This is a genomic window from Marinobacter sp. AC-23 (genome assembly GCF_001858325.1).
Taxonomy (GTDB): Bacteria; Pseudomonadota; Gammaproteobacteria; order Pseudomonadales; family Oleiphilaceae; genus Marinobacter.
In genome coordinates this window covers 52,849-75,309 of sequence record NZ_MBPP01000023.1, presented here as the reverse complement: position 1 = coordinate 75,309, position 22,461 = coordinate 52,849, and the positions used below count along the sequence as shown (strand labels likewise).

The window sequence follows — 22,461 nt, the reverse complement described above, 5'->3', positions numbered from 1 at the left end:
TAGATCACTAAAAATCCGGAAAGCGGATAATCTATTTGCCCAGCATGGAGCGGGCGATCACTTCTTTCATAATTTCGGACGTACCGGCATAGATAGTCTGCACCCTGGCATCCACAAAAAAGCGCGATACGGGATACTCAATGGTATAACCGTAACCGCCAAACAGCTGCAAGCAATCGTTGGCTATATCGCACTGCATTTCCGTGAGCATCAGTTTCAGAATCGCGGCGTCTGTTGGCCCCATCTCGCCTTTGAGATACTTTCCAATGCACTGGTTCAGATAGGCTTTTGCCATCTCCAGGCGCGCCCGGCTTCTGCCAGTTTAAACCGAGTGTTCTGAAAATCAGCCACCCGCTGACCAAAAGCCTTACGTTGCTGCACGTAATCCAGAGTAATCGCCAGCACGCCTTCGGTTGCCCCCACCGCCTGGGCTCCCACGCCCAACCGCTCACGGGGAAGCTCCTGCATCAGATAGGCAAACCCACGCCCTTCCTCACCCAACAGAGCGTCGTGGGGAACAACGAGATCCGAAAAGAAGAGTTCGGCAGTATCGCTGGCGTGTTGGCCAATTTTGCGGATCCCTTTGCCCCGAGAGAACCCAGGCAAGCTGGCATCCACCAGAAACAAGGATACGCCCTTGGCGCCCGCGCCGGGATCGGTTTTGGCGCATACAATCACCAGTTCCGCCTGCAAGCCATTGGTGATAAACACCTTGGCACCGTTGATTACATACCCTTTATCCGTGCGTTGTGCCGTGGTGCGCATGGCGGCGAGATCACTGCCCGCACCCGGTTCGGTCATGGCGATCGCACTGAGCACATCGCCACTGATCATTTCAGGCAGGTAGCGCTGCTTCTGGCTTCCGAGCCAAGGTGTAAAATGTAAGGCATCACGATGTTGGCGTGGATGTTGTAGCCTGAAGCCAGCCCACCAAAGCCCTTACGGGCCATTTCTTCAATCGCCAACTGTGAAATCTCAAAGCTCGCTGCCGCCCCGCCGTACTCCTCCGGCATATCAATACCCAGCATGCCGGCCTGCCCCAAGGTGCGCCACACGTCGCGTGGATGGCAGACTCCTCCTCCCACTGTTCGTAGAAAGGCCCGACTTCCTTATCAAGCACCCGGTTGATCATGGAGTGAAACAGCTCAGTATCTTCTTGATGTCCGGACATACACGACCTCTCGATAAACCTTTATAAGCGCCTGGCAAATCTGATAGTCAGGCAGTCGACCATTTAAAGGGTTATCCTGTTCCACGAGAATGGCCGTACAAGCCGAAAAAATTGACACATTACGCACCAGAATCGTCATAGCCATGCGCGACCCACAGCCCAGACCCCATATTGCAAACCACTATCTTCAGGCGTCCATTCGCGGTGCCGAACGGCAGGGGCTTCAGCGTGAAGCACTGCTGAACAGCGCTGGCGTGCCGGCAGCCCTGCTTGGCAAACCCGAAAAGCTGATCACCGAAGAACAACTTACCCAGCTTATCAAAACAGTATGGCGGGCAACGCGCGACGAATTCATGGGGTTATCCACCAGCCGCTGCAAAAATGGCACCTTCGCGCTAATGACAGATTATTGTCTCGGTTCTGCAACACTGGGTGCTGTGCTCAGAAAAAGCGCGCGCTTTTTTACCATCGCCTGCGACAACATAGACATCGGCCTGGGCGAGACAAACCATCACAAACTTGTGTTCTTCCGGCTGAGCCTTGAGAACGCCAGCCGAGATCCTGACCACATGCTGCAGGAGTTCCTGTTACTTATGTGGCAAAGGTTCGCATGCTGGCTGGTGGACCAGCAGATCCCGTTTGCAACTACACATTTCAACTATTCACCGCCGCCTCACGCTGCAGAATACCAGGCCATGTTCCTCGCAGAGCTCAAATTCAACCAAGCTGTATGCGGCTTCCACCTGCACGAAAAATACCTGCAGCTGCCGATTATCCGCAGCGAGGCGGAGCTTGCCGTTTTCCTGAGGGAGTCTCCTGCCTACATCCTGCACCGCCCGGACCACGATGACAGCCTGCGCAACCGGGTTCGTACACTGATTGCCCAGCAAAGCCTCAAAGACCAACCAAGCCTGGACGAAATCGCGCAACGGCTGCACATGACACCCAGAAGCATCGGGCGCAAACTCCAGGAAGAAGGCACCTCCCTGCGCAAGATCAAAACGTCGTTGCGACGGGAATATGCCATAAAACTCATGAGCACAGAAAACCTGAGCGTTGCAGACGTCAGCGAGCGTGTCGGCTTTTCAGAAACTGCGTCGTTTTGCCGTGCCTTCAAGCGCTGGACTGGCAAATCGCCGTCCCAGTGGCCTGGATAAACACCTGGTTACAGCGTCTCACTGTCCGATTGGGTCAATTTTTTCGACCTGGCCGATCATTCCCGCAGGGTCTGCTCCTCTGAGTTAATGCCGACACGCACGAAATAACAACAGTAAAGGGGTATATGCATGAACAACTCCCGTACATCCGCTTCTTCCTCCGTATCGGCGGGTATCCAGCGGGCTCTGCGCAACACCATCGGAGACGCCCTTGGCCGCGCAGCGAACACCCACGGCAACCGCACGGCACTGACATTTGACGCCCGAACCTGGACGTTCTCAGACATTCACACAGCCTCGAACAGGTTGGCTCACCGTCTGATTGCGCTGGGTCTTGAAAAAGGTGACCGCGTGGGTGCCTACGGCAAAAACTCGGATGCCTACGTTCTGCTTTGGCTTGCCTGCGCAAAGGCCGGACTGATTCATGTGCCGCTTAACTACGCCCTGATTGGCCATGAACTGACCTACGCACTTAACCAGTCTGGCTGCAAAGCCCTGTTTGCCGATCTGGATCTGCAGCCCCAGGTGGATGCAGTCAGGGACACAACTGAGTTTGCCATCAACGGCAGCCTCCATGGCGGCGACGAGAACGATGCGCTGCAGTTCGCACTAACGGCGGGCAACGATGCTGCACCGGAACTGGAACTCTCCGACACGGATGTAGTGCAGATTCTGTATACCTCCGGCACCACATCCGACCCCAAAGGTGCCATGCACACGCACCGTTCGCTGATGACCCATTACGGTGCCTGCCAATACCACCTGGACATCCGCGCCAGCGACCGCTCACTGGCCGCGCTACCGCTTTACCATTCGGCGCAAATGCACGTGTTTACCATGCCCATGTTATTGAGTGGCGGGTATAGCCGGATGATCAACACACCCACACCGGACGCAATTCTCGGGCTGATCGTCAGCGACAGGCTCAATGCCTTTTTCGCGCCGCCTACCGTGTGGATTGCTCTGCTACACCACCCGCAATTCAACCCGGACACACTGCAGCACCTGAACAAACTCTACTACGGCGCCTCTATCATGCCCGGTCAGGTTGTGAAGGAACTGGGCGAAAAACTACCCGGTGCCGGCTTGTACAACTGTTACGGCCAGAGCGAAATCGCACCGCTGGCAACCGTTCTGCTACCAGAAGAGCACGCCGACCGTCCATCTTCTGCCGGCCGTCCCATGCAAACCGTTATGACCCGCATTGTGGACCCGGTTACCGGCAAAGACTGCAAGCCCGGTGAACAGGGGGAACTGGTTCACCGCTCACCACAACTGATGGTGGGTTACTGGGCCAAACCGGAGGCGACCGAAGAAGCATTCAAAGACGGTTGGTTCCATTCCGGCGACCTGGGCTACCAGGACGAAGAGGGTTACATCTACATTGTTGACCGCATAAAGGATGTAGTGAATACCGGTGGTGTGCTGGTGGCCAGCCGCGACGTGGAAGAAGCCCTCTACCAGCACGAATCCGTTGCGGAAGTTGCGGTTATCGGTGTACCAGACGAAAAATGGATAGAGGCCATCTGTGCCGTGGTGGTGGTCAAAGAAGGCTACCCGGAAGATGCGGAAGCTTTGATGAACCACGCTCGCACCAAACTGGCCAGTTTCAAACTGCCAAAACACATTCACTTTGCAGAACAACTCCCCAAGAATACCGCGGGCAAACTGCTGAAGCGTAAACTCAGAGAAGACTTGGCGTAAACCGTCCTAGTGCCCGGTTCATATCTGCTGCTTTGCGGCTGAGCCGGGCTACTGGAAGTCGACACTCCCTCCCCCGAGTGCCACCCAACCTCTAAACGCTCCCTGCTACAATTCATTGCAACCTAACAAGCAAACTACCTTTTTTGTTTTCCTGTACTCAATGCCAGATATTTAACGCCGAAAACTACTTTACGTTTACGTAAACTTTATCTAACCTTACTTAAAAAAGGATACCGCCATGATCGAAAAGAGAACATTCAGCATCAGCGAGCTCTCCAATGAGTTTGATGTGACAACCCGTAGCATTCGCTTCTACGAAGATCAGGGCCTACTGAAGCCGGCACGCCGCGGACAAACGCGCATCTTCAGCACCAAAGACAAGGTGCGCCTGAAGTTGATTCTCCGGGGCAAGCGCATGGGCTTTTCACTTGCTGAAACAAAAGAGCTTTTCGATCTTTGGGACGAAACCCTGACTGGCAACGAAAAACAGCTTTTAAAAATGTTGACCATACTGAGCAACAAACGGGCTCATATGGAACAACAGAAAAACGACATAGCTATGGCAGAAATGGAAATAGAGACTGCAGAGTCCCGCTGCCGAGACGCTCTTGCCGAGTTGAAGATAAAGAAAGAACAGCAGGCCTCGGCCACTAGCGAGCCAGAAAGTGCCGCTGAACAGCACTGACAGTAACGGACGCCTGGTCTGGCTCCTCGTTCCTAAACACGCATTTGGCAGAACAAAAGGCAATCAAACATGAAATCACAATACTCAGAACTCAACTTCGGCCTTGGCGAAACCATCGACATGCTACGCCAGCAGGTCAACAGCTTTGCCGCCACCGAGATCGCCCCACGCGCTGAAGAAATCGACCGCAGCAACGAATTCCCCAACGAGTTGTGGAAAAAGTTTGGTGACATGGGCCTGCTGGGTATTACCGTGGACGAAGCCTATGGCGGGTCTGGTATGGGCTACCTGGCCCACGTGATTGCAATGGAAGAAATCAGCCGAGCATCTGCCTCTGTCGGCCTGTCTTATGGCGCTCACTCCAACCTGTGCGTAAACCAGATTCACCGCAACGGCACCGAGGAGCAAAAGCAGAAATACCTGCCCAAACTCGTCAGCGGCGACCACATCGGCGCCCTGGCCATGTCTGAGCCCAACGCCGGCTCTGACGTTATCTCCATGAAACTGAGCGCCAAAGACGCCGGTGACCACTATGTCCTGAACGGCAACAAAATGTGGATCACCAACGGCCCCGATGCCCACGTCTACGTGATCTACGCCAAAACCGACGTGAAAGCCGGTTCAAAAGGCATTACTGCTTTCATCGTAGAACGCGACAGCGAAGGCTTCAGCCAGCACCAGAAGCTCGACAAACTCGGCATGCGCGGCTCCAACACCTGCGAGTTGGTATTCCAGGACTGCAAAGTGCCCAAAGAGAACGTTCTGGGCACAGTAGGCGGCGGCGCCAAAGTTCTCATGAGCGGCCTGGACTACGAACGCCTGGTACTCTCCGGCGGCCCTCTGGGTATCATGCAGGCGGCAATGGACATTGTGATTCCCTATATTCGCGAACGGAAACAATTCGAACAGGCTATCGGCGAATTCCAACTGGTTCAGGCAAAATTGCCGACATGTACACCTTCATGAACACCGCCAAGTCCTATGTTTACCTGGTGGCGCAATCCGCCGACCGCGGCGAAACCACCCGCAAAGACTCCGCCGGCGCCATCCTCTACTCCGCCGAAATGGCAACAAAACTGGCTCTGGACTCTATTCAGCTTCTTGGCGGCAACGGCTATATCAACGATTACCCTACGGGCCGCCTGCTGCGCGACGCCAAGCTCTATGAAATCGGCGCAGGTACATCCGAAATCCGGCGCATGCTGATCGGTCGGGAACTGTTCCTGAACAAATAAGCAGTAGCTTCAAGCCACAGGCTCCCTCTAGCTCTGAGAGCTCAGGAAGCCAGCACCCAAAGTATGACGGAGGGGGCGGTGGCAGAACGATCCGGGAATGTTGGAGGCCAAGGATGGCCGGAAACAAGCGCACATGGATGTGCTCGTAGCAGTTCCCGGATCGTTCTGCCATCGGCCCCGACTCCCCCGAGGTCAGGAAGTCGAACCCATGACGATACTGCAAAGCAAAATAAACCCACGGTCTGAAGAGTTTCAGGCCAACCAGGCCTCCATGGCGGAAGTCGTCGCAGACCTGCGGGACAAAGTATCCACCATCCAGCAAGGTGGTGGCCCCTCCTACCAGGAGCGCCACATCGCCCGCGGCAAACTCCTGCCCAGGGAGCGTATTAATCACCTACTAGACGACGGCTCACCGTTTCTCGAAATCGGCCAGTTCGCTGCCTACAATGTCTACGATGAAGCTGTGCCAGCAGCCGGTGTTATCGCCGGCGTAGGCCGCGTTTCTGGCACCGAATGCATGATCATCGCCAACGACGCCACCGTAAAAGGCGGCAGCTACTACCCACTGACCGTCAAAAAGCACCTGCGCGCCCAGGAAATCGCCCTGGAAAACCGCCTGCCCTGCATTTATCTGGTGGATTCCGGCGGTGCCAACCTGCCGCTACAGGACGAAGTTTTCCCGGATCGTGACCACTTCGGCCGCATCTTCTACAACCAGGCTCGCATGTCTGCCGACGACATCCCCCAGATTGCCGTTGTAATGGGCCTGTGCACCGCCGGTGGCGCTTACGTACCCGCCATGGCCGACGAATCCATTATTGTGCGCAATCAAGGCACCATCTTCCTGGCCGGCCCGCCACTGGTAAAAGCGGCTACAGGCGAAGTTGTGACTGCCGAAGACCTGGGCGGTGCGACGTGCACTGTAAAATCTCCGGCGTTGCCGACCATTACGCAGAAAATGACGCCCACGCCCTGGAAATAGCCCGGCGTTGTGTCTCCAACCTCAACCGCCGTAAGCCGGTTCCAGTAGAGATTCGCAAACCCAAAGCGCCGTTGTATGACCCCGCCGAAATTTACGGCATCGTGGGCACCGACCTGCGCAAACAGTTCGACGTGCGCGACGTGATCGCCCGCACAGTAGACGGTTCCGAGTTCGACGAATTCAAACGCTATTACGGCCAAACCCTGGTCACCGGCTTTGCCCACATACACGGCTACCCCGTGGGCATCATCGCCAACAACGGCATATTGTTCAGTGAGTCCGCGCAAAAAGGCGCGCACTTCATCGAACTGTGCTGTCAGCGCAACATCCCGCTGCTGTTCTTACAGAACATTACCGGGTTCATGGTCGGCCAAAAGTACGAAGCTGAAGGCATCGCCAAGCACGGCGCCAAAATGGTCATGGCTGTAGCCTGCGCCAATGTGCCCAAGATTACCGTACTGATCGGTGGCAGCTACGGTGCCGGTAACTATGGTATGTGTGGCCGCGCCTACAGCCCCGACTTCCTTTGGATGTGGCCAAATGCCCGCATCTCCGTAATGGGGGGCGAACAAGCCGCCGGCGTAATGGCTCAGGTTCGCCGCGATGGCATGGAGCGCAAAGGCCAGGAGTGGAGCGCAGAGGAAGAGGCTGCGTTCAAAAAACCGATTGCCGACACCTACGAGCAACAAGGCCATCCATACTACGCCAGTGCCGACTGTGGGATGACGGCGTGATCGATCCGGCCCAAACCCGGGAAGTGGTTGCTCTCAGCCTCTCTGCCACCCTCAACCGGCCCGCGAAGCCCACACGCTTCGGCGTGTTCCGGATGTAATCGGGGAGAATGACCATGACAGATACCAATACAACATCAGATCAAGAATCGGCGGTTCTGATCAAGCGCCGCGCTGGCGGCGTGACCGAGATCGTACTGAACCGGCCAGACAAGCGTAATGCGTTTGACGACGTTATTATCCAGCAGCTCATTAGCGCCTTTACGGACGTACACGCCGATCGCGAAACAAAAGCGGTCATCCTGCGCTCCGAAGGCAAGCATTTCTCTGCCGGAGCAGACCTTGGCTGGATGCGCCGCATGGCAGACAACAGCCGGCAGGAAAATCTGGACGACTCCCGCCAGCTTGCCCGCATGATGGAATGCCTGAACGAACTCAAAAAGCCCGTCATCGGCCTTGTTCAAGGCGCGGCTTATGGCGGCGCCGTCGGCCTGGCAGCTTGCTGCGACATTGTCATAGCCACAGAAAAAGCCAGCTTCTGCCTCAGTGAGGTAAAGCTCGGCTTGGTTCCGGCTGTCATCAGTCCATACGTCGTACGCGCCATTGGTGAACGCCAGGCCCGCCGGTATTTCTTGTCAGCGGAAGTATTCAGTGCTCAAGACGCCGAGCGCTTCGGCCTTGTGCATATCGTCTGCGGCGATGTTGAGGCCATGAACGCCCGCTGCGATGAGATGCTGAAACACCTTGCCCAGAATGGACCCGAAGCCATGGAAGCCGCCAAAAGCCTAGTGTTTGCTGTCAGCCACAAGCCTATCGACAGCACTGTGATAGACGACACTGCGCAACGCATCGCTGATATTCGCGTAGGCGAAGAAGGTCAGGAAGGGCTCAATGCCTTCCTGAACAAACGTCGCGCCAACTGGATTCCGGAGAGCAACTAACATGTTTAGCAAAATCCTCATTGCCAACCGGGGCGAAATCGCCTGCCGGATTATCCAGACCGCGCAACGCATGGGCATCCGATGTGTTGCTGTGTATTCCGATGCCGACGCCAACGCCCACCACGTAGCTCTGGCCGACGAGGCGTTTCGCATTGGCCCAGCACCCAGCTCCGAAAGCTACCTGCGCGCTGACAAAATCATCGAAATCGCCAAGCAAAGCGGCGCACAAGCTATCCACCCGGGCTATGGTTTTCTTTCTGAAAACACCGATTTTGCCGAGGCCTGTGAGGCTAACAACCTGGTATTCATCGGCCCACCCTCTTCTGCTATTGCGGCCATGGGTTCCAAATCTGCCGCCAAAATCATCATGGAAAAGGCCGGCGTACCACTAGTGCCCGGTTACCACGGCGACGACCAAACGCCTGAAACCCTGCGCATCGAAGCTGAAAAGTGCGGTTTCCCGTTACTGTTGAAAGCGGTGGCCGGCGGCGGTGGCAAAGGCATGCGCGTGGTGGAGAACATCGGCGAGTTTGATGAAGCACTCGCCGCAGCCAAGCGTGAAGCCAAGAACGCGTTCGGCAACCCGGACATGCTGATCGAACGCTACCTGACCCAGCCGCGCCATGTTGAAATCCAGGTATTCTGTGACCAAAGCGGCCATGGCGTGTATCTGGCCGAACGTGATTGCTCGGTTCAGCGCCGTCACCAAAAAGTTCTGGAAGAAGCCCCAGCACCAGGCTGAGCGATGAAACCCGCAAAACCATGGGTGAAACAGCCGTTAAAGCCGCCCAAGCCATCAACTATGTGGGTGCGGGTACCGTGGAGTTTCTCTACGATGTAGACGGTTCATTCTTCTTCATGGAAATGAACACCCGCCTGCAGGTAGAGCACCCGGTAACAGAAATGGTCACCGGCCAGGATTTGGTGGAGTGGCAACTTAAAGTAGCCTGGGGTGAGCCTCTGCCGTTGGAGCAGTCTCAGGTGAAAACCCGTGGTCACGCGCTGGAAGCCCGCATTTATGCGGAAGACCCGGATCAGGACTTCCTGCCCGCCACCGGCAACCTGCGTTACCTGAGCACGCCTGATGAAAGTGCCCATGTGCGGGTCGATACCGGCGTGATCGAAGGCGATGACATCAGCATTCACTACGACCCGATGATAGCCAAACTGATCGTATGGGACGAAACCCGTGATCAGGCCATTAACCGCATGGTTCAGGCACTTGAGCACTACCGGATTGCAGGTGTGAAAACCAACATTCGCTTCCTGCATGCACTGGCCGATTCACAGCCGTTCCGGGAAGCCGACCTGACAACTGGCTTTATCGACAGCCACCGGGAATTGCTATTCCCGAAATCGAAGCTGGACACCCACAAAGCGCTGGTACTGGCCGCAGGTTTTGTGCTGGAAGAACGCAAATCCGCGGAATCCGTAAGCACCGACCCCTGGTCGCCATTCGGTCGGCGCAATAGCTGGCGCCTGAACTCAGAATACGCTCAGCCCTTGCAGTTACAGGTAGGCGACGACATACACGAACTGAAAATCCTCGAGCGGGATGAGAACTATCAGGTCTTCGTAGACGGCAGCGTTTACAGCCTCACGGCAAAGCTCGATGACGATTACATGCAGGCGGTTATAAACGGCCACCGCATCAGCATTCACGGCAACCTGCACAACGACCAGCTCGTGCTTTTCTACGAAGGTGACACCTTTCAGTGCATTTTGTACCGGGAAAACCACGTGTCTGAAGACATGGCTCCAGAAGGCGGCCTGAGCGCGCCCATGAACGGGGCAATTGTGGCGGTACAGACCAAAGTGGGCGACACGGTTACCGCGGGGCAAACGCTGGTAATCATGGAAGCATGAAGATGGAGCATGCCATCAAGGCACCGGCAGACGGTGTGGTTAGCGAAATCTTCTTCTTTGAAGGTGAGCAGGTTTCAGAAGGTGCGGAGCTGATTGCTATTGAGATTACTGAAGATAGTGCCGACGAAAGCACTGAGGAGGCAGGCTAATGGCCTTTCCTAAACAGGTTCGACTGGTTGAAATGAGCCCACGGGACGGACTACAAAACGAGTCGGGCCCGGTGATTGCCACAAGCATCAAAACCCAGTTGATCGAACGGCTTGCCGATTGCGGCCTCACACACATTGAGTCCGCCAGCTTTGTGTCACCCAAATGGGTGCCGCAAATGGGTGATGCCTCAGAGGTGATGGCGGGTATCAAACGTAAAGCCGGCGTACGCTATTCGGTTCTGACGCCCAACCTCAGAGGCTTCGAGAATGCCCTGGCGGCAGGCGTGGACGAAGTCGCGGTATTTGGCGCGGCTTCAGAGTCATTCAGCCAAAAGAACATCAACTGCTCCATCGCAGAAAGCCTGGAGCGCTTTCTTCCCGTGATGGAGGCAGCAAAGAAACACAACATCCCGGTGCGGGGCTATGTTTCCACGGTATTGGGCTGCCCCTACGAGGGCGATATTGCTCCAGAACAAGTGGCAAAGGTTGCCAAAAACCTGGCCGACATGGGCTGCTACGAAATCTCCCTGGGCGATACCATTGGCGTAGGTACGCCACTGAAAGCCAAGCGTATGCTGGAGGCAGTGGCAAAACAGGTGCCTGTGGAGCGCTTGGCTGCGCACTTCCATGACACCTACGGACAGGCGCTGGCAAACCTCTACGCGGTACTGGAAGAGGGTGTGGCGGTTCTTGACGCCTCCGCCGCAGGCCTTGGCGGTTGCCCTTATGCCAACGGCGCCTCCGGTAACGTCGCCACCGAGGACGTACTTTATATGCTCAACGGCTTGGGCATAAGCACAGGTGTGGATTTGAACAAGCTGGTAGCCACCGGCGAGTGGATCAGTAATCAGCTCAAACGACACAACGGCTCGAAAGTGGGCCAGGCCCTGCAATCGTAAGGATCTGATATGACCAAGAACACAAATGTTGTCGCTCTGGATCTGCCCATTCCTGACATGAAAGACCTCCCTGAGGATGTCAGGAAGTATTTTGACATCTGTCTGGAAAAGTTGGGCATGGTTCCCAACGTACTTACCGCTTACAGCCAAAACCTCAAACAGCTGGACGGTTTTACCCGGTTATACAACGAACTGATGATGGGTGAAAGCGAGCTTAGTAAGTTGGAGCGGGAAATGGTTGCGGTGGTGGTTTCCTCCGAAAACAAATGCTTTTACTGCCTGGTGGCCCATGGCGCCGCGGTACGCGTTATGAGTGGTGACCCTGCCTTGGGCGAGCACCTGGTGATGAATTACCGGTCTGCCAACCTGGATAAGCGCCAACGCGCCATGCTGGATTTTGCATCCCAGCTAACCCGCTCACCGGAAACGGTTGCGGAAGACGAAGTTCAGGCACTGCGAGATGCAGGCTTTAGCGATGGCGGCATCTGGGATCTGAGCAACGTCATTGGCTTCTACAACATGTCGAACCGCGTGGCGATTGCCAGCGACATGCGTCCAAACCCTGAATACCACAATCAAAGTCGCTAACAGGCTCAACTATTTTTAGACCTCGACCACAAAAATAAATGGAGGCAAACAATGAATCAGACTCTTCCAAGCTACACCAGCGGTACCTCCAAAAAACCACTGCTGGGCATGACGATTGGCGAGATGCTGGACCGCACCGCCAACACATATCCCGATACCGAAGCTTTGGTGTGTTTGCATCAGGACATTCGCTGGACCTACAAAGAATTCGTTGCCAAGGTTAACGAAGCCGCACGGGCTTTCCTGGCCATAGGTGTAAAGCGCGGCGATCGCGTAGGCATCTGGCGCCCAACCGCTATGAGTGGACAGTTACCCAGTTTGCTACCGCCAAGGTGGGCGCCATTCTGGTTAATATAAATCCGGCCTATGGCATGCACGAGCTGGAATACGCCCTGAATCTGGCGGGCATCAGCGTGCTGGTTACAGCCGACAGCTTTAAAGCCTCTGACTACCGCAAAACCCTCTACGATCTGGCTCCAGAACTGAAAGCGGGCACGCCGGGCAAGATCAAGGCGCAGCAAGTTCCTGATCTGCGCGCGGTGATCAACTTGGACACAGAAAAGCACGCCGGCATGTGGAGCTGGGACGAATTTACCGGCTTTGCCAGCGACGTCAGCCAGCAAGAAGTGGACAAGATTCAGAGCCAGCTACAGTTCGATGACCCCATCAATATCCAGTTTACTTCTGGCACAACCGGCAGCCCCAAGGGCGCTACCCTCACCCACCACAACCTGCTAAACAATGGTTTCTTTGTAGGTGAAAGCCAGGTTCTGACTGAGAAAGACCGACTGGTTATTCCCGTACCCCTTTACCATTGCTTCGGCATGGTAATGGGCAACCTGGGCTGTATTACCCACGGCTCCACCATGATTTACCCCGGGGAGGGTTTTGAACCTAAAGCCGTGCTGCAGGCAGTTCATCAGGAGAAGGCGACAGCACTGTACGGCGTGCCTACCATGTTCATCGCACAGCTGGCCGAACCCGAGTTCGAAACCTACGACCTCTCAACCTGCGCACCGGCATCATGGCCGGCTCCATCTGCCCGGCAGAGGTGATGAAAAAGGTCAATGGCAAGATGAACATGAAAGAGGTTCAGATCGCCTACGGTATGACCGAAACCAGCCCGGTTTCCACCCAGACCAGCTCCCTCGACCCGTTCGATAAGCAGGTAACCACTGTCGGCCGCACCCAACCGCATCTGGAAACCAAAATCGTCGACCCGGCAACAGGCAACGTGCTGCCCAGAGGCGAGATAGGCGAGCTATGCACCCGCGGTTACAGCGTGATGCTGAAGTACTGGAACAACGAGGAAAAAACCCGCGAAGCGATCGATGCAGCCGGTTGGATGCATACCGAAGATCTGGCAACAATGGACGAAGAAGGCTATATCCAGATCGTCGGCCGCATCAAGGATATGGTGATTCGTGGCGGCGAGAACATCTACCCGAAAGAGGTCGAGGAATTCCTTTACACCCACCCTTCCATTGAGGAAGTTCAGGTTACCGGCGTTCCCGACGACAAGTACGGTGAAGAGCTGATCGCCTGGGTAAAGCTGCGCCCTGATGCCGACCCGGTAGATGCCGATGGCCTGATGGCCTTCTGCAAAGGCAAAATTGCCCATTTCAAAATCCCCCGGAACTACAAATTCGTGGATGAGTTCCCGATGACGGTGACCGGTAAGATCCAGAAATTCAAAATGCGGGAAATTTCCATTGAGGAAATGGGGCTGAAGTAACTAACAGCCTGCGCACTTCCAAGCCCCGGTACTCCTTAGCTGAGCCCGGGGCTTTTTTTTGGCCTTCAAAAACCTGATTGACCGCCGCACAGTTTCGTGATGTTATCTCGGTTAACATTGTTACCATTGATAACATTTAACGAGACTAAACAGCCCATGGCAAAACCGGCCTACCATCACGGCGATCTGCAACTCCAAGCCCAATTGCTGGCACTCGATACGCTTAGAGCCCAAGGGGACGCCGCCATCAGCTTGCGTGCGCTGGCTAAACAACTCGGTGTCAGTGCGCCTGCGTTGTATCGACACTTCTCAGACCGCGAAACACTGCTCGCGGAACTTGCCATCGGCGGATTCGAGGCACTGCGTGATCGACTGCGCGCCGTAGACCAACAGATACCGCGCAAAGCCCTGATCGAGATAGGGCTGGTGTATGTCGCTTTCGCTCAGGAAGAACCCAACCTGTACAGGCTGATGTTCGGCGGTCGTGTATTACCAATGAGTGCGCATCCTCGCTTGGATACTGCTGGCAAGAGTGCCTTTGAGGTTCTCGAAAACACCGTGGCCCGCGCCCGCCAGCTTGGCTATCTCAAGGCCTCCCCCGTTTCACTGATAACAGCTGCCGCTTGGTCCCTCGTGCACGGGCTGTCGCAGCTGACTATCGATGGCCATTTGCCGGGTGCAAAGGCCGAACCCATGTTGACCGAAGGCGTACTCAGCTTGTTGCTGGACGGCTCCAGGTCTAACGAGCAACAACAATCACAACAGGATTTAACCCCATGAGCAGCCCCAAACCCAGTACCCTCCGCGTTGGTAAGCGGTATCGCGAAAACCGCCTGAACGGCCCCTACGATGCCATTATCATCGGCTCTGGCATCGGCGGCCTAACTACCGCTGCCTGCATGAGTAAAATGGGTAAAAAAGTGCTGGTACTTGAACAACACTACACCGCCGGTGGTTTTACCCACAGCTACGACCGCAACGGCTACGAGTGGGACGTAGGCGTGCACTACATTGGCGACATGGGTGCAGATCACACGTTTGGCAAGCGGTTATTCGATCACATCACTGACGGTCAGTTGAAATGGGCGCCGATGGATGCCAACTACGACCGCATATTTTTGGGCGACAAGCACGTAGACCTGATTGCAGGCCCCGATGCATTCCGTGCTGAACTGGTCAAAGGGTTCCCGGAAGAAGAACAGGCCATCGACACCTACCTGGGTTATCTGCGCAAGGTATCCAAGGCCATGCCGGCCCTTGTTCTGGGTAAAGTACTGCCAGATCTGGCCGCCGGGCCGTTAAGCATGCTCACCAAACGCCGGGCTCCGGAGTTTCTCAACAAGCCTACGCGCGAGGTGCTGGAGGGCATTACCAGCAACCAGGAACTGATCGCTGTATTAACCGGCCAATGGGGCGACAACGGCCTGCCACCGGCGGAATCCAGCTTCATCATCCACTCGCTGATTGCACGCCATTACCTGCACGGTGGCTACTACCCTATCGGCGGTGCCTCTGAAATGGCGAAGACCATCATCCCGGTGGTTCAGCAAAGCGGTGGCGAAGTTTTCACCTACGCAGATGTAACCAGCATTGTTATCGAGAAAGGCAAAGCCGTGGGCGTTCGCATGGCAGACGGCGCGGAGATACGCTCGCCACTGGTTATCAGCAACGCTGGCGTATTCAACACCTTCAACAAGCTGCTGCCCAAAGGCGCGCCCAGCTGGGACTATTACCAGGACAAGCTGACCACCGTTCAGCGCTCCATGGCCAGCAACTGTCTGTACATCGGCCTGCAGGATACCGCTGAAAATCTTGGCCTGCCAAAAACCAACTACTGGATTTACCCCGGCCCGAATTACGAAAAGCAAATGCAAGACTTCCTGGCCGATCCGGAGGCCAATGACATACCGATGACCTATATTTCGTTCCCGTCGGCCAAAGACCCCAGCTTTTCCGAGCGCTACCCTGGTCGCGCAACCATCGAGATCGTGGCGCCTGGCCCGTTTGAGTGGTACGAAGAATGGACCGACAAAACCTGGGGCAAGCGTGGCGACGACTACGAAGCCAAGAAAGAAGAATACGCCCAGCGCCTGCTTGCGAAGCTGTATGAGAAGTTCCCGCATCTGGAAGGCAAAGTGGATTACTACGAGCTATCCACCCCCCTTTCCACGGACTACTTCTGCCGCTACAGCAAAGGGGAGATTTACGGCCTGGATCACACCCCTGACCGCTTCGAACTGGACTGGCTGAAGCCCAAAACCCGCATCCCCGGCTTGTACCTTACAGGGCAGGACATCATGACCTGCGGCGTGGTGGGTGCGATGCTGGGCGGCTTGCTAACAACCGTCGCGGTCAGTGGCTTCAAGGGTCTGCCACTTGCGAAAAAGATGTTTGTAGGCTAATAAATATCAGTAGCTCCGGTGTCACTAACGTAAGGGTGATGCCGGGAACTGAAACGCCTACCGAACATTTGAGGCTGTATGAAAACCATCGGATTAATCGGCGGAATGAGCTGGGAATCCACTCAAACCTACTACCGCCTGATCAATCAGAACGTACGGGAACAGCTCGGTGGACTCCACTCGGCCAAAGTCGTTCTCTACAGCTTGGATTTTGCCGAAATTGAAGTACTCCAGCGCAATGGAGACTGGGAAGGAACGGAAAAGATACTGATATCGGCGGCACAATCCGTTAAGGCCGGTGGTGCAGACTTTCTTCTAATTTGCACCAACACCATGCATAAAGTTGCGCCACAGGTTCAGCAGGCCAGTAACATGCCCTTGCTCCACATCGCCGATGCCACCGCCAAGGCACTCAAACAAGACGGTGTAACATCGGTAGGGCTACTTGGGACCCGGTTCACCATGGAGCAAACCTTTTACCGCGAGCGCCTGGAGCAACAGGACATCAGCGTCATCATTCCTGATGACAACGAACGGGACGCAGTCCACCGGATAATCTACGAAGAGCTGTGCCGAGGCATTATCAACCCTGATTCGAAAGTCGCCTACCTTGATATCATTGGCTCACTGGCCGCAAGTGGGGCGCAAGCCGTTATTCTTGGATGTACTGAGATCAACTTGCTGATCCAGGCTTCCGATACGCAGGTTGCGCTGTACGACACAACAGAGATCCATGCGGCTCAGGCAGTTGAGTTAGCCTTGAAATAGGCAATATGCAAATTTTTAATGTGTCTATCTCGTGAGTAAATAAAGATCTCTAAAAAGCTGCTACGCTTAATATCCAGGCAGCAAAAAACTTTGGCCTGGCGATTTCATATTTGTCACGTTAAGGAGAAGCACAAATGAACACTCATTCTGGCTTTACCTTACGTTCCGATTTTGCTGTACGGTTCGTATCTACTGTTTTTGGAACGACTTTGGCTTTATTGATCTCATCATCAGCCATGGCCGCAGACGCAGCCCCTCAAGTGGAGACGGCAGCAGTACACGCAGGCCTTGCCGCTCAAGCAGCAAATGTTAAAGGGGTGCAAACGCACTTGCACCACTCACTGAATTGCCTTGTTGGGCCAGACGGTGACGGTTTTGACAGTGATGAGATGAATCCCTGCGGCGATATGGGTAACGGAGCCATTCCCGATACCTCAGACAGCAAGATGAAAGAAAAACTGGAGAGTGCTGTTGATAAAGCCAACAGCGGCCTAGACACAGATGATTATGACGAAGCGAAAACCGCTGCAATGAGCGTCCAGAAGATGCTCGGAACGAAGTAGATGTTAAAAGGGCCACTGCGAAGTGGCCCTTTATTTTTTTGCTATTCAGGGCCGAGGGCCCTACCCCATATTCTTCCTAATGAATTTCTGAACCTCACCCACAATACCGCTGCGGAAGGCCAGCACGGTAAGCACAAAGATGCCCCCCAAAATCGGATCTACCCAGTCTCTGAGTGGGCCCTGCCCGAGTTGGTACTCGATATTAACCACAAGAGTGGCGCCCAGAACCGGGCCCAGCAATGTACCCATACCACCAACAAGCGTCATCAGAATGACCTCGCCAGACATATGCCAGTGCGCATCGTTCAGAGAGGCCAGCTGGAAAACCACTGATTTCATCGAACCAGCAAGGCCTGCAAGCGCAGCGGATATCACAAACGCCAGTATCTTGTAACGATCCACTTTATAACCAAGAGATACAGCACGGGGTTCGTTCTGTTTAATAGCCTTCAACACATGGCCGTATGGGCTGCTGACAATCCGCTGAACCAGCAGGTAGCAGCCAAGGAATACCGCCAGCACGAAGTAATACATGTTCAGGTTGTCTTCAAGGTTGATCAGCCCGAACAGTTCCCCTCTGGGTACGCCGTGCATACCATCCTCACCGCCGGTAAAGGATGCTTGAACGAAGAAGAAGAAAACCAGCTGAGCCAGGGCGAGGGTCACCATGGCAAAGTAAATACCTTGCCGGCGAATGGACAGAAGAGCAAAGCCCAGCCCAAGCACCGTAGCCACCAGTGTTCCCGCAATTATGCCCATTTCCGTTGTGAGACCGCTGAAGTTGCTGAGCAAGTATCCCGTGGTGTATCCGCCCGAGGCCAGGAAAGCCGCATGACCGAAGGACAGCAAGCCGGTGAAACCGAACAGCAGGTTAAAGGCGACCGCAAACAATGCGAAGCACAGTATTTTCATCAAAAATACCGGATACATTACGAACGGCGCCAGCAGCAGTAGTACCAGTAACACACCGTTCAGGATCCATTTCCTGCGATTCTCGGTTTTTTGCTGACTGAGAATCGACTTTTGAATGTCGGAATGAATATCGGTCTGACTCATGATTACGCCTCCTTGCCGAACAGGCCACTGGGTCGGACCATCAGCACGACGACCATAACCAGGAAAATCACAGCAGACGATGCGGGCGGGTAAAAGGTTTTGGTTAGCCCTTCAACAACGCCCATGAGGATGCCAGTGATAATGGCCCCACCGATGGAACCAAGCCCACCGATAACCACCACAGCAAACACGACAATCAGGATATGGGAGCCCATCACGGGGGTTACCGAGTAAATGGGCGCAGCTAGCACACCCGCAAACGCAGCTAGCATGACACCAAACCCGTAAGTAAGGCTGACCAGTAGAGGTACGTTGATACCAAACCCCTGCATAAGCTGGGAATCCTCAGTGCCTGCTCGCAAGTAGGCACCAAGTTTGGTTTTCTCAATCATGAACCAGGTACCGAAGCACACGATAAGAGCTGCCACAATCACCCAGGCTCGATAGAAAGGCAGGAACATAAACCCAAGGTTTACACCGCCTTTAAACACATCTGGCATTGAATAACGAAGGCCAGACACACCATAAATATTGGTGAGAATGCCCTGCATGATGAGCGCGACGCCGAAGGTCAGAAGGAGGCTGTAAATATGATCCTGCCCGGCGATACGGCGAAGCAGAAAATACTCAATAAGCACCCCGACGGTGCCAACCAGCACCGGTGCCAGGAAAAGCGCCACCCAGTAATTGACGCCCAGGGTGTCAAACAGGATAACAGTGCCCATAGCACCGAGCATGTACATAGCACCATGGGCGAAATTTATAATTTTAAGAAGACCGAAAATAACAGCCAGCCCGAGGCTCAAAAGCGCGTAAAAGGCACCATTGATGACCCCAATCAGAAGCTGACCATAGAGCACCGCCATGGGCACGCCGAATATCATGGACATGTTGCTAACTCCAAAAGCAGCACAAACGTTGAACCAGTTTTTATTTTACGTAGTGCTTCAAACTCTCCGGCAAACGCCGGAGAGTTTCTTGGCCTACGTTCTATTTGCTGCTAACGAGCTTGCAGCTGCTATCCGCGAGTGGGCGGAAGGCTTCATCGGCTGGAATGGTACGGACAATTTTGTACAGGTCCCACTCACCGCTCGACTCTTCAGGCGTTTTCACCTCTGCCAGATACATGTCGTGTACCATGCGGCCGTCTTCCCGAATGCGGCCATTAGTGGCGAACATATCGTTGATAGGTGTATCCATCATCTGCTTGCGTACAATTTGCGAATCATCAGAACCGGTTTTCTCAATCGCATTCAGATACTGAATCGTGCTTGAATAAATGCCTGCGTGAACCATGGTTGGCCTGGCACCGGTTTCTTCCATAAAGCGGTCAGACCAGGCACGGGCCTCGTCGTTCATATCCCAATACCAGCCCGTGGTCAGTTGAAGACCCTGAGCGACTTCGGTTCCAAGTGCGTGCACATCAGTCAGAAACACCACGAGACCCGCAATGGTCTGACCAGCCTGAGTTACACCAAATTCTGCGGCGGTGGTAATTGCGTTCGTAGTATCTGCGCCGGCGTTTGCCAGCGCGATAACATCGGCACCAGAAGCCTGCGCCTGCAAAATGAACGAAGAAAAATCAGGGGTTGGGAATGGGTGACGAATACTGCCTATCACCTCTCCGCCGTTTTTCTCAACCACTGCGGTTACATCCTTTTCCATCGAGTGGCCAAAGGCGTAGTCGGCTGTCAGGATATACCAGGTTTTGCCACCCTCTTTAACGATCGCCCCGGCGGTGCCGTTGGCCAGTGGGTAGGTGTCATAAGCGTAGTGAATGTGGTTCGGGGTGCAGTGCTCATTGGTAATACTGGATGCCGCAGAGCCGTTAACCAAGCCAAGCTTGTTGTTCTCTTCTAGGACTTTGGTGGTCGCAATGGTTACAGAGGATGCAACAAGACCCGCCACCATATCGACGTTGTCGTTTTCTACCCAGCGGCGCACAGTGCTGGAAGCTACATCTGGCTGTTACGGTCGTCGGCTGTGACGATTTCGATTTTGGAACCATTAACTTTGCCGCCAAAATCAGCAACGGCCATTTCAAGGGCCTTGAGACCGTTCGGGCCAGACAAGTCGCGGTATGTACCGGACATATCCGCCAAATAGCCGATTTTCACGGTATTGTTGCTAATTTCTGCTTGGGCACCGCCTACCATCATGGCTGATGCAACGGCTGTGGTCAGAAGCTTTTTCATGATTGTCATTATTATTTCTCCGCGACTGTTTTCGTTGGTTCAGGTTTTTGTTGCTATTATTTTGCTTTCATACGTACGCATTCGGGTTCAGACACCCAAATAGCCATCCAACACCGACTGCTTTGCATGCAGTTCACTGGCGCTGACTTCCTCCACAATCTGGCCGTGCTCAACCACGTAATGCCGATCGGCCAATGGCGCTGCAAAGTGGAAGTTCTGCTCGACCAGGATAATGGTAAGCCCTTTCTTTTTAAGTGCCAGGAGAACCTCCCCCAGTTTCTCTACAATAACCGGCGCTAGGCCTTCGGTTATTTCGTCTAGCAAAAGCATGTTGGCACCGGTGCGCAGTATGCGCGCCAGTGCCAACATCTGTTGTTCTCCGCCCGAGAGCTTGGTGCCCTGACTAAAACGGCGCTCATAGAGATTGGGAAACATGGAGTAAATTTCTTCCAGGCTCATACCCCCGCTACGCACCACTGGCGGCAACGTAAGGTTTTCCTGAACGCTGAGTGACGCAAAAATGCCCCGATGCTCGGGGCAATACCCAACACCCAACCTTGCAATGTTGTGGGGGGCACAAGACATGGTCTCTTCACCGTTTATCATGATGGAGCCGGTACGCCGACCCACCATGTTCATAATCGCCTTGAGCGTGGTACTTCGCCCGGCGCCGTTGCGGCCGAGCAGTGTGACGAGTTCGCCCCGGTTAACGATCAGTTCAATACCGTGCAGAACATGAGATTCGCCATAAAACGCATGCAACCCCGATATGCGCAGCTGCTCGTATTCCTTTCCCGCGTTCTGGCTCATTGGGTAGCCTCCACATCGGCTTCTGTTCCCCGCTCACCACTTGAACCGGTGCCCATGTACACCTCGCGAACACGGGGGTCGGCAGAAACTGCCTCATAATCACCCTCTGTAAGCACAGAGCCCTGCGCCAGAACCGTTATCCGGTCGCACAGCTTGGAGACTACGCTCAGGTTGTGTTCAACCATTAGAACCGTCCGCCCCTCAGCCGCCTTACGCACAAGCTCGACTACGCGATCAACATCTTCTGTACCCATACCCTGAGTCGGCTCATCAAGCAGCAGAACTTCAGGTTTCATGGCCAGCGTAGTGGCCAGCTCAAGCGCGCGTTTGCGGCCATAAGCCAGCTCAACAGTGGTGGTGTTCGCAAACTCAGTCAGGCCAACAGACTCCAGAAGCTCCATGGCGCGCTCGTTTAGCCTGTTCAAAGACATACCGGACTTCCAGAAGCTGAAAGAGTTGCCCTCAAAGCTTTGCAATGCAACACGGATGTTTTCCAGCGCCGTCATATGGGGAAATACAGCGGAGATCTGAAACGAGCGAACAATGCCTTTACGGGCAATGGCCGCTGACTTCAGAGGCGTAATGTCTTCACCCTTAAAGAGGATTTTTCCGCGTGTGGGAATGAGAAACTTGGTAAGCAGGTTAAACACTGTGGTTTTGCCCGCACCATTAGGGCCGATCAGAGCGTGAATGTGGCCTTTCTGAATCTTCAGGTTCACGTCATCGACCGCAACAAAGCCCTTGAACTCTTTAACAAGGTTTTGGGTCTCCAGTACGTATTGGTCACTCATGGGCCAATCTACCTTTTGTTATTGTTGTACGTT

The 22,461-nt window shown here is 54.6% G+C and carries 14 protein-coding genes and 6 pseudogenes; 14 read left to right on the top strand and 6 right to left on the bottom strand.

The annotated features are described in order from the left end of the window. Positions 1-31: 31 nt before the first annotated feature. Positions 32-1,171: pseudogene (locus tag BCA33_RS08600) on the bottom strand (acyl-CoA dehydrogenase family protein). 143 nt (positions 1,172-1,314) lie between these two features. Here BCA33_RS08600 and BCA33_RS08595 point away from each other — a divergent pair. The 14 genes and pseudogenes from BCA33_RS08595 (at position 1,315) to BCA33_RS08530 (ending at position 17,576) form a co-directional block, all read left to right on the top strand. After that, positions 1,315-2,328 carry an AraC family transcriptional regulator gene (locus tag BCA33_RS08595; RefSeq protein WP_071265191.1) on the top strand — a complete coding sequence of 338 codons (1,014 nt, stop codon included), beginning with the start codon at positions 1,315-1,317 and terminating at the stop codon, positions 2,326-2,328. A gap of 129 nt (positions 2,329-2,457) precedes the next feature. After that, positions 2,458-4,032: a fatty acyl-CoA synthetase gene (locus BCA33_RS08590; RefSeq protein ID WP_071264999.1), complete on the top strand. Its 1,575-nt coding sequence runs from the start codon at positions 2,458-2,460 to the stop codon at positions 4,030-4,032. A 238-nt stretch (positions 4,033-4,270) separates the two neighbouring features. Further along, on the top strand, positions 4,271-4,717 hold the full coding sequence (locus BCA33_RS08585; protein ID WP_071264997.1) for a MerR family DNA-binding transcriptional regulator: 447 nt from the start codon (positions 4,271-4,273) through the stop codon (positions 4,715-4,717). Between the two features lie 69 nt (positions 4,718-4,786). Beyond that, positions 4,787-5,952: pseudogene (locus BCA33_RS08580) on the top strand (isovaleryl-CoA dehydrogenase). A gap of 208 nt (positions 5,953-6,160) precedes the next feature. Further along, positions 6,161-7,766, top strand: a pseudogene (locus BCA33_RS08575) (carboxyl transferase domain-containing protein). Between the two features lie 9 nt (positions 7,767-7,775). Continuing rightward, positions 7,776-8,606 carry an enoyl-CoA hydratase/isomerase family protein gene (locus BCA33_RS08570; RefSeq protein ID WP_217632638.1) on the top strand — a complete coding sequence of 277 codons (831 nt, stop codon included), beginning with the start codon at positions 7,776-7,778 and terminating at the stop codon, positions 8,604-8,606. Position 8,607: 1 nt separating this feature from the next. Further along, positions 8,608-10,621: pseudogene (locus tag BCA33_RS08565) on the top strand (acetyl-CoA carboxylase biotin carboxylase subunit). Continuing rightward, the gene (locus BCA33_RS08560) at positions 10,621-11,520 is read left to right on the top strand and encodes a hydroxymethylglutaryl-CoA lyase (protein ID WP_071264995.1); all 900 of its coding nucleotides are present in this window, start codon (positions 10,621-10,623) and stop codon (positions 11,518-11,520) included. Before BCA33_RS08565 ends, BCA33_RS08560 begins: the two are co-directional and overlap by 1 nt. A gap of 9 nt (positions 11,521-11,529) precedes the next feature. Then, on the top strand, positions 11,530-12,108 hold the full coding sequence (locus tag BCA33_RS08555; RefSeq protein WP_071264993.1) for a peroxidase-related enzyme: 579 nt from the start codon (positions 11,530-11,532) through the stop codon (positions 12,106-12,108). 51 nt (positions 12,109-12,159) lie between these two features. After that, positions 12,160-13,843: pseudogene (locus BCA33_RS08550) on the top strand (AMP-binding protein). A 156-nt stretch (positions 13,844-13,999) separates the two neighbouring features. Next, on the top strand, positions 14,000-14,623 hold the full coding sequence (locus BCA33_RS08545) for a TetR/AcrR family transcriptional regulator (protein ID WP_071264991.1): 624 nt from the start codon (positions 14,000-14,002) through the stop codon (positions 14,621-14,623). Beyond that, on the top strand, positions 14,620-16,245 hold the full coding sequence (locus BCA33_RS08540; RefSeq protein ID WP_071264989.1) for an NAD(P)/FAD-dependent oxidoreductase: 1,626 nt from the start codon (positions 14,620-14,622) through the stop codon (positions 16,243-16,245). Before BCA33_RS08545 ends, BCA33_RS08540 begins: the two co-directional genes overlap by 4 nt. 78 nt (positions 16,246-16,323) lie before the next feature. Continuing rightward, entirely contained in the window at positions 16,324-17,013 is a 690-nt protein-coding gene (locus BCA33_RS08535; protein WP_071264987.1) for an aspartate/glutamate racemase family protein, read from the top strand. A gap of 134 nt (positions 17,014-17,147) precedes the next feature. Continuing rightward, positions 17,148-17,576 (top strand): hypothetical protein, encoded by a 429-nt coding sequence (locus BCA33_RS08530; protein WP_083394683.1) that lies wholly within the window; start codon positions 17,148-17,150, stop codon positions 17,574-17,576. Positions 17,577-17,636: 60 nt separating this feature from the next. On the opposite strand, the gene BCA33_RS08525 is transcribed toward BCA33_RS08530, so the two are convergent. The 5 genes and pseudogenes from BCA33_RS08525 to BCA33_RS08505 form a co-directional block, all read right to left on the bottom strand. Further along, a complete protein-coding gene (locus BCA33_RS08525) occupies positions 17,637-18,632 on the bottom strand; it encodes a branched-chain amino acid ABC transporter permease (RefSeq protein WP_071264985.1) in 996 nt (331 codons plus the stop codon). 2 nt (positions 18,633-18,634) lie between these two features. Then, positions 18,635-19,522 carry a branched-chain amino acid ABC transporter permease gene (locus BCA33_RS08520; RefSeq protein WP_071264983.1) on the bottom strand — a complete coding sequence of 296 codons (888 nt, stop codon included), beginning with the start codon at positions 19,520-19,522 and terminating at the stop codon, positions 18,635-18,637. 100 nt (positions 19,523-19,622) lie between these two features. Further along, a pseudogene (locus tag BCA33_RS08515) lies at positions 19,623-20,836 on the bottom strand (ABC transporter substrate-binding protein). A 78-nt stretch (positions 20,837-20,914) separates the two neighbouring features. Then, on the bottom strand, positions 20,915-21,637 hold the full coding sequence (locus tag BCA33_RS08510) for an ABC transporter ATP-binding protein (protein WP_071264981.1): 723 nt from the start codon (positions 21,635-21,637) through the stop codon (positions 20,915-20,917). Next, on the bottom strand, positions 21,634-22,428 hold the full coding sequence (locus BCA33_RS08505) for an ABC transporter ATP-binding protein (protein WP_071264979.1): 795 nt from the start codon (positions 22,426-22,428) through the stop codon (positions 21,634-21,636). Before BCA33_RS08505 ends, BCA33_RS08510 begins: the two co-directional genes overlap by 4 nt. Between the last annotated feature and the right edge of the window lie 33 nt (positions 22,429-22,461).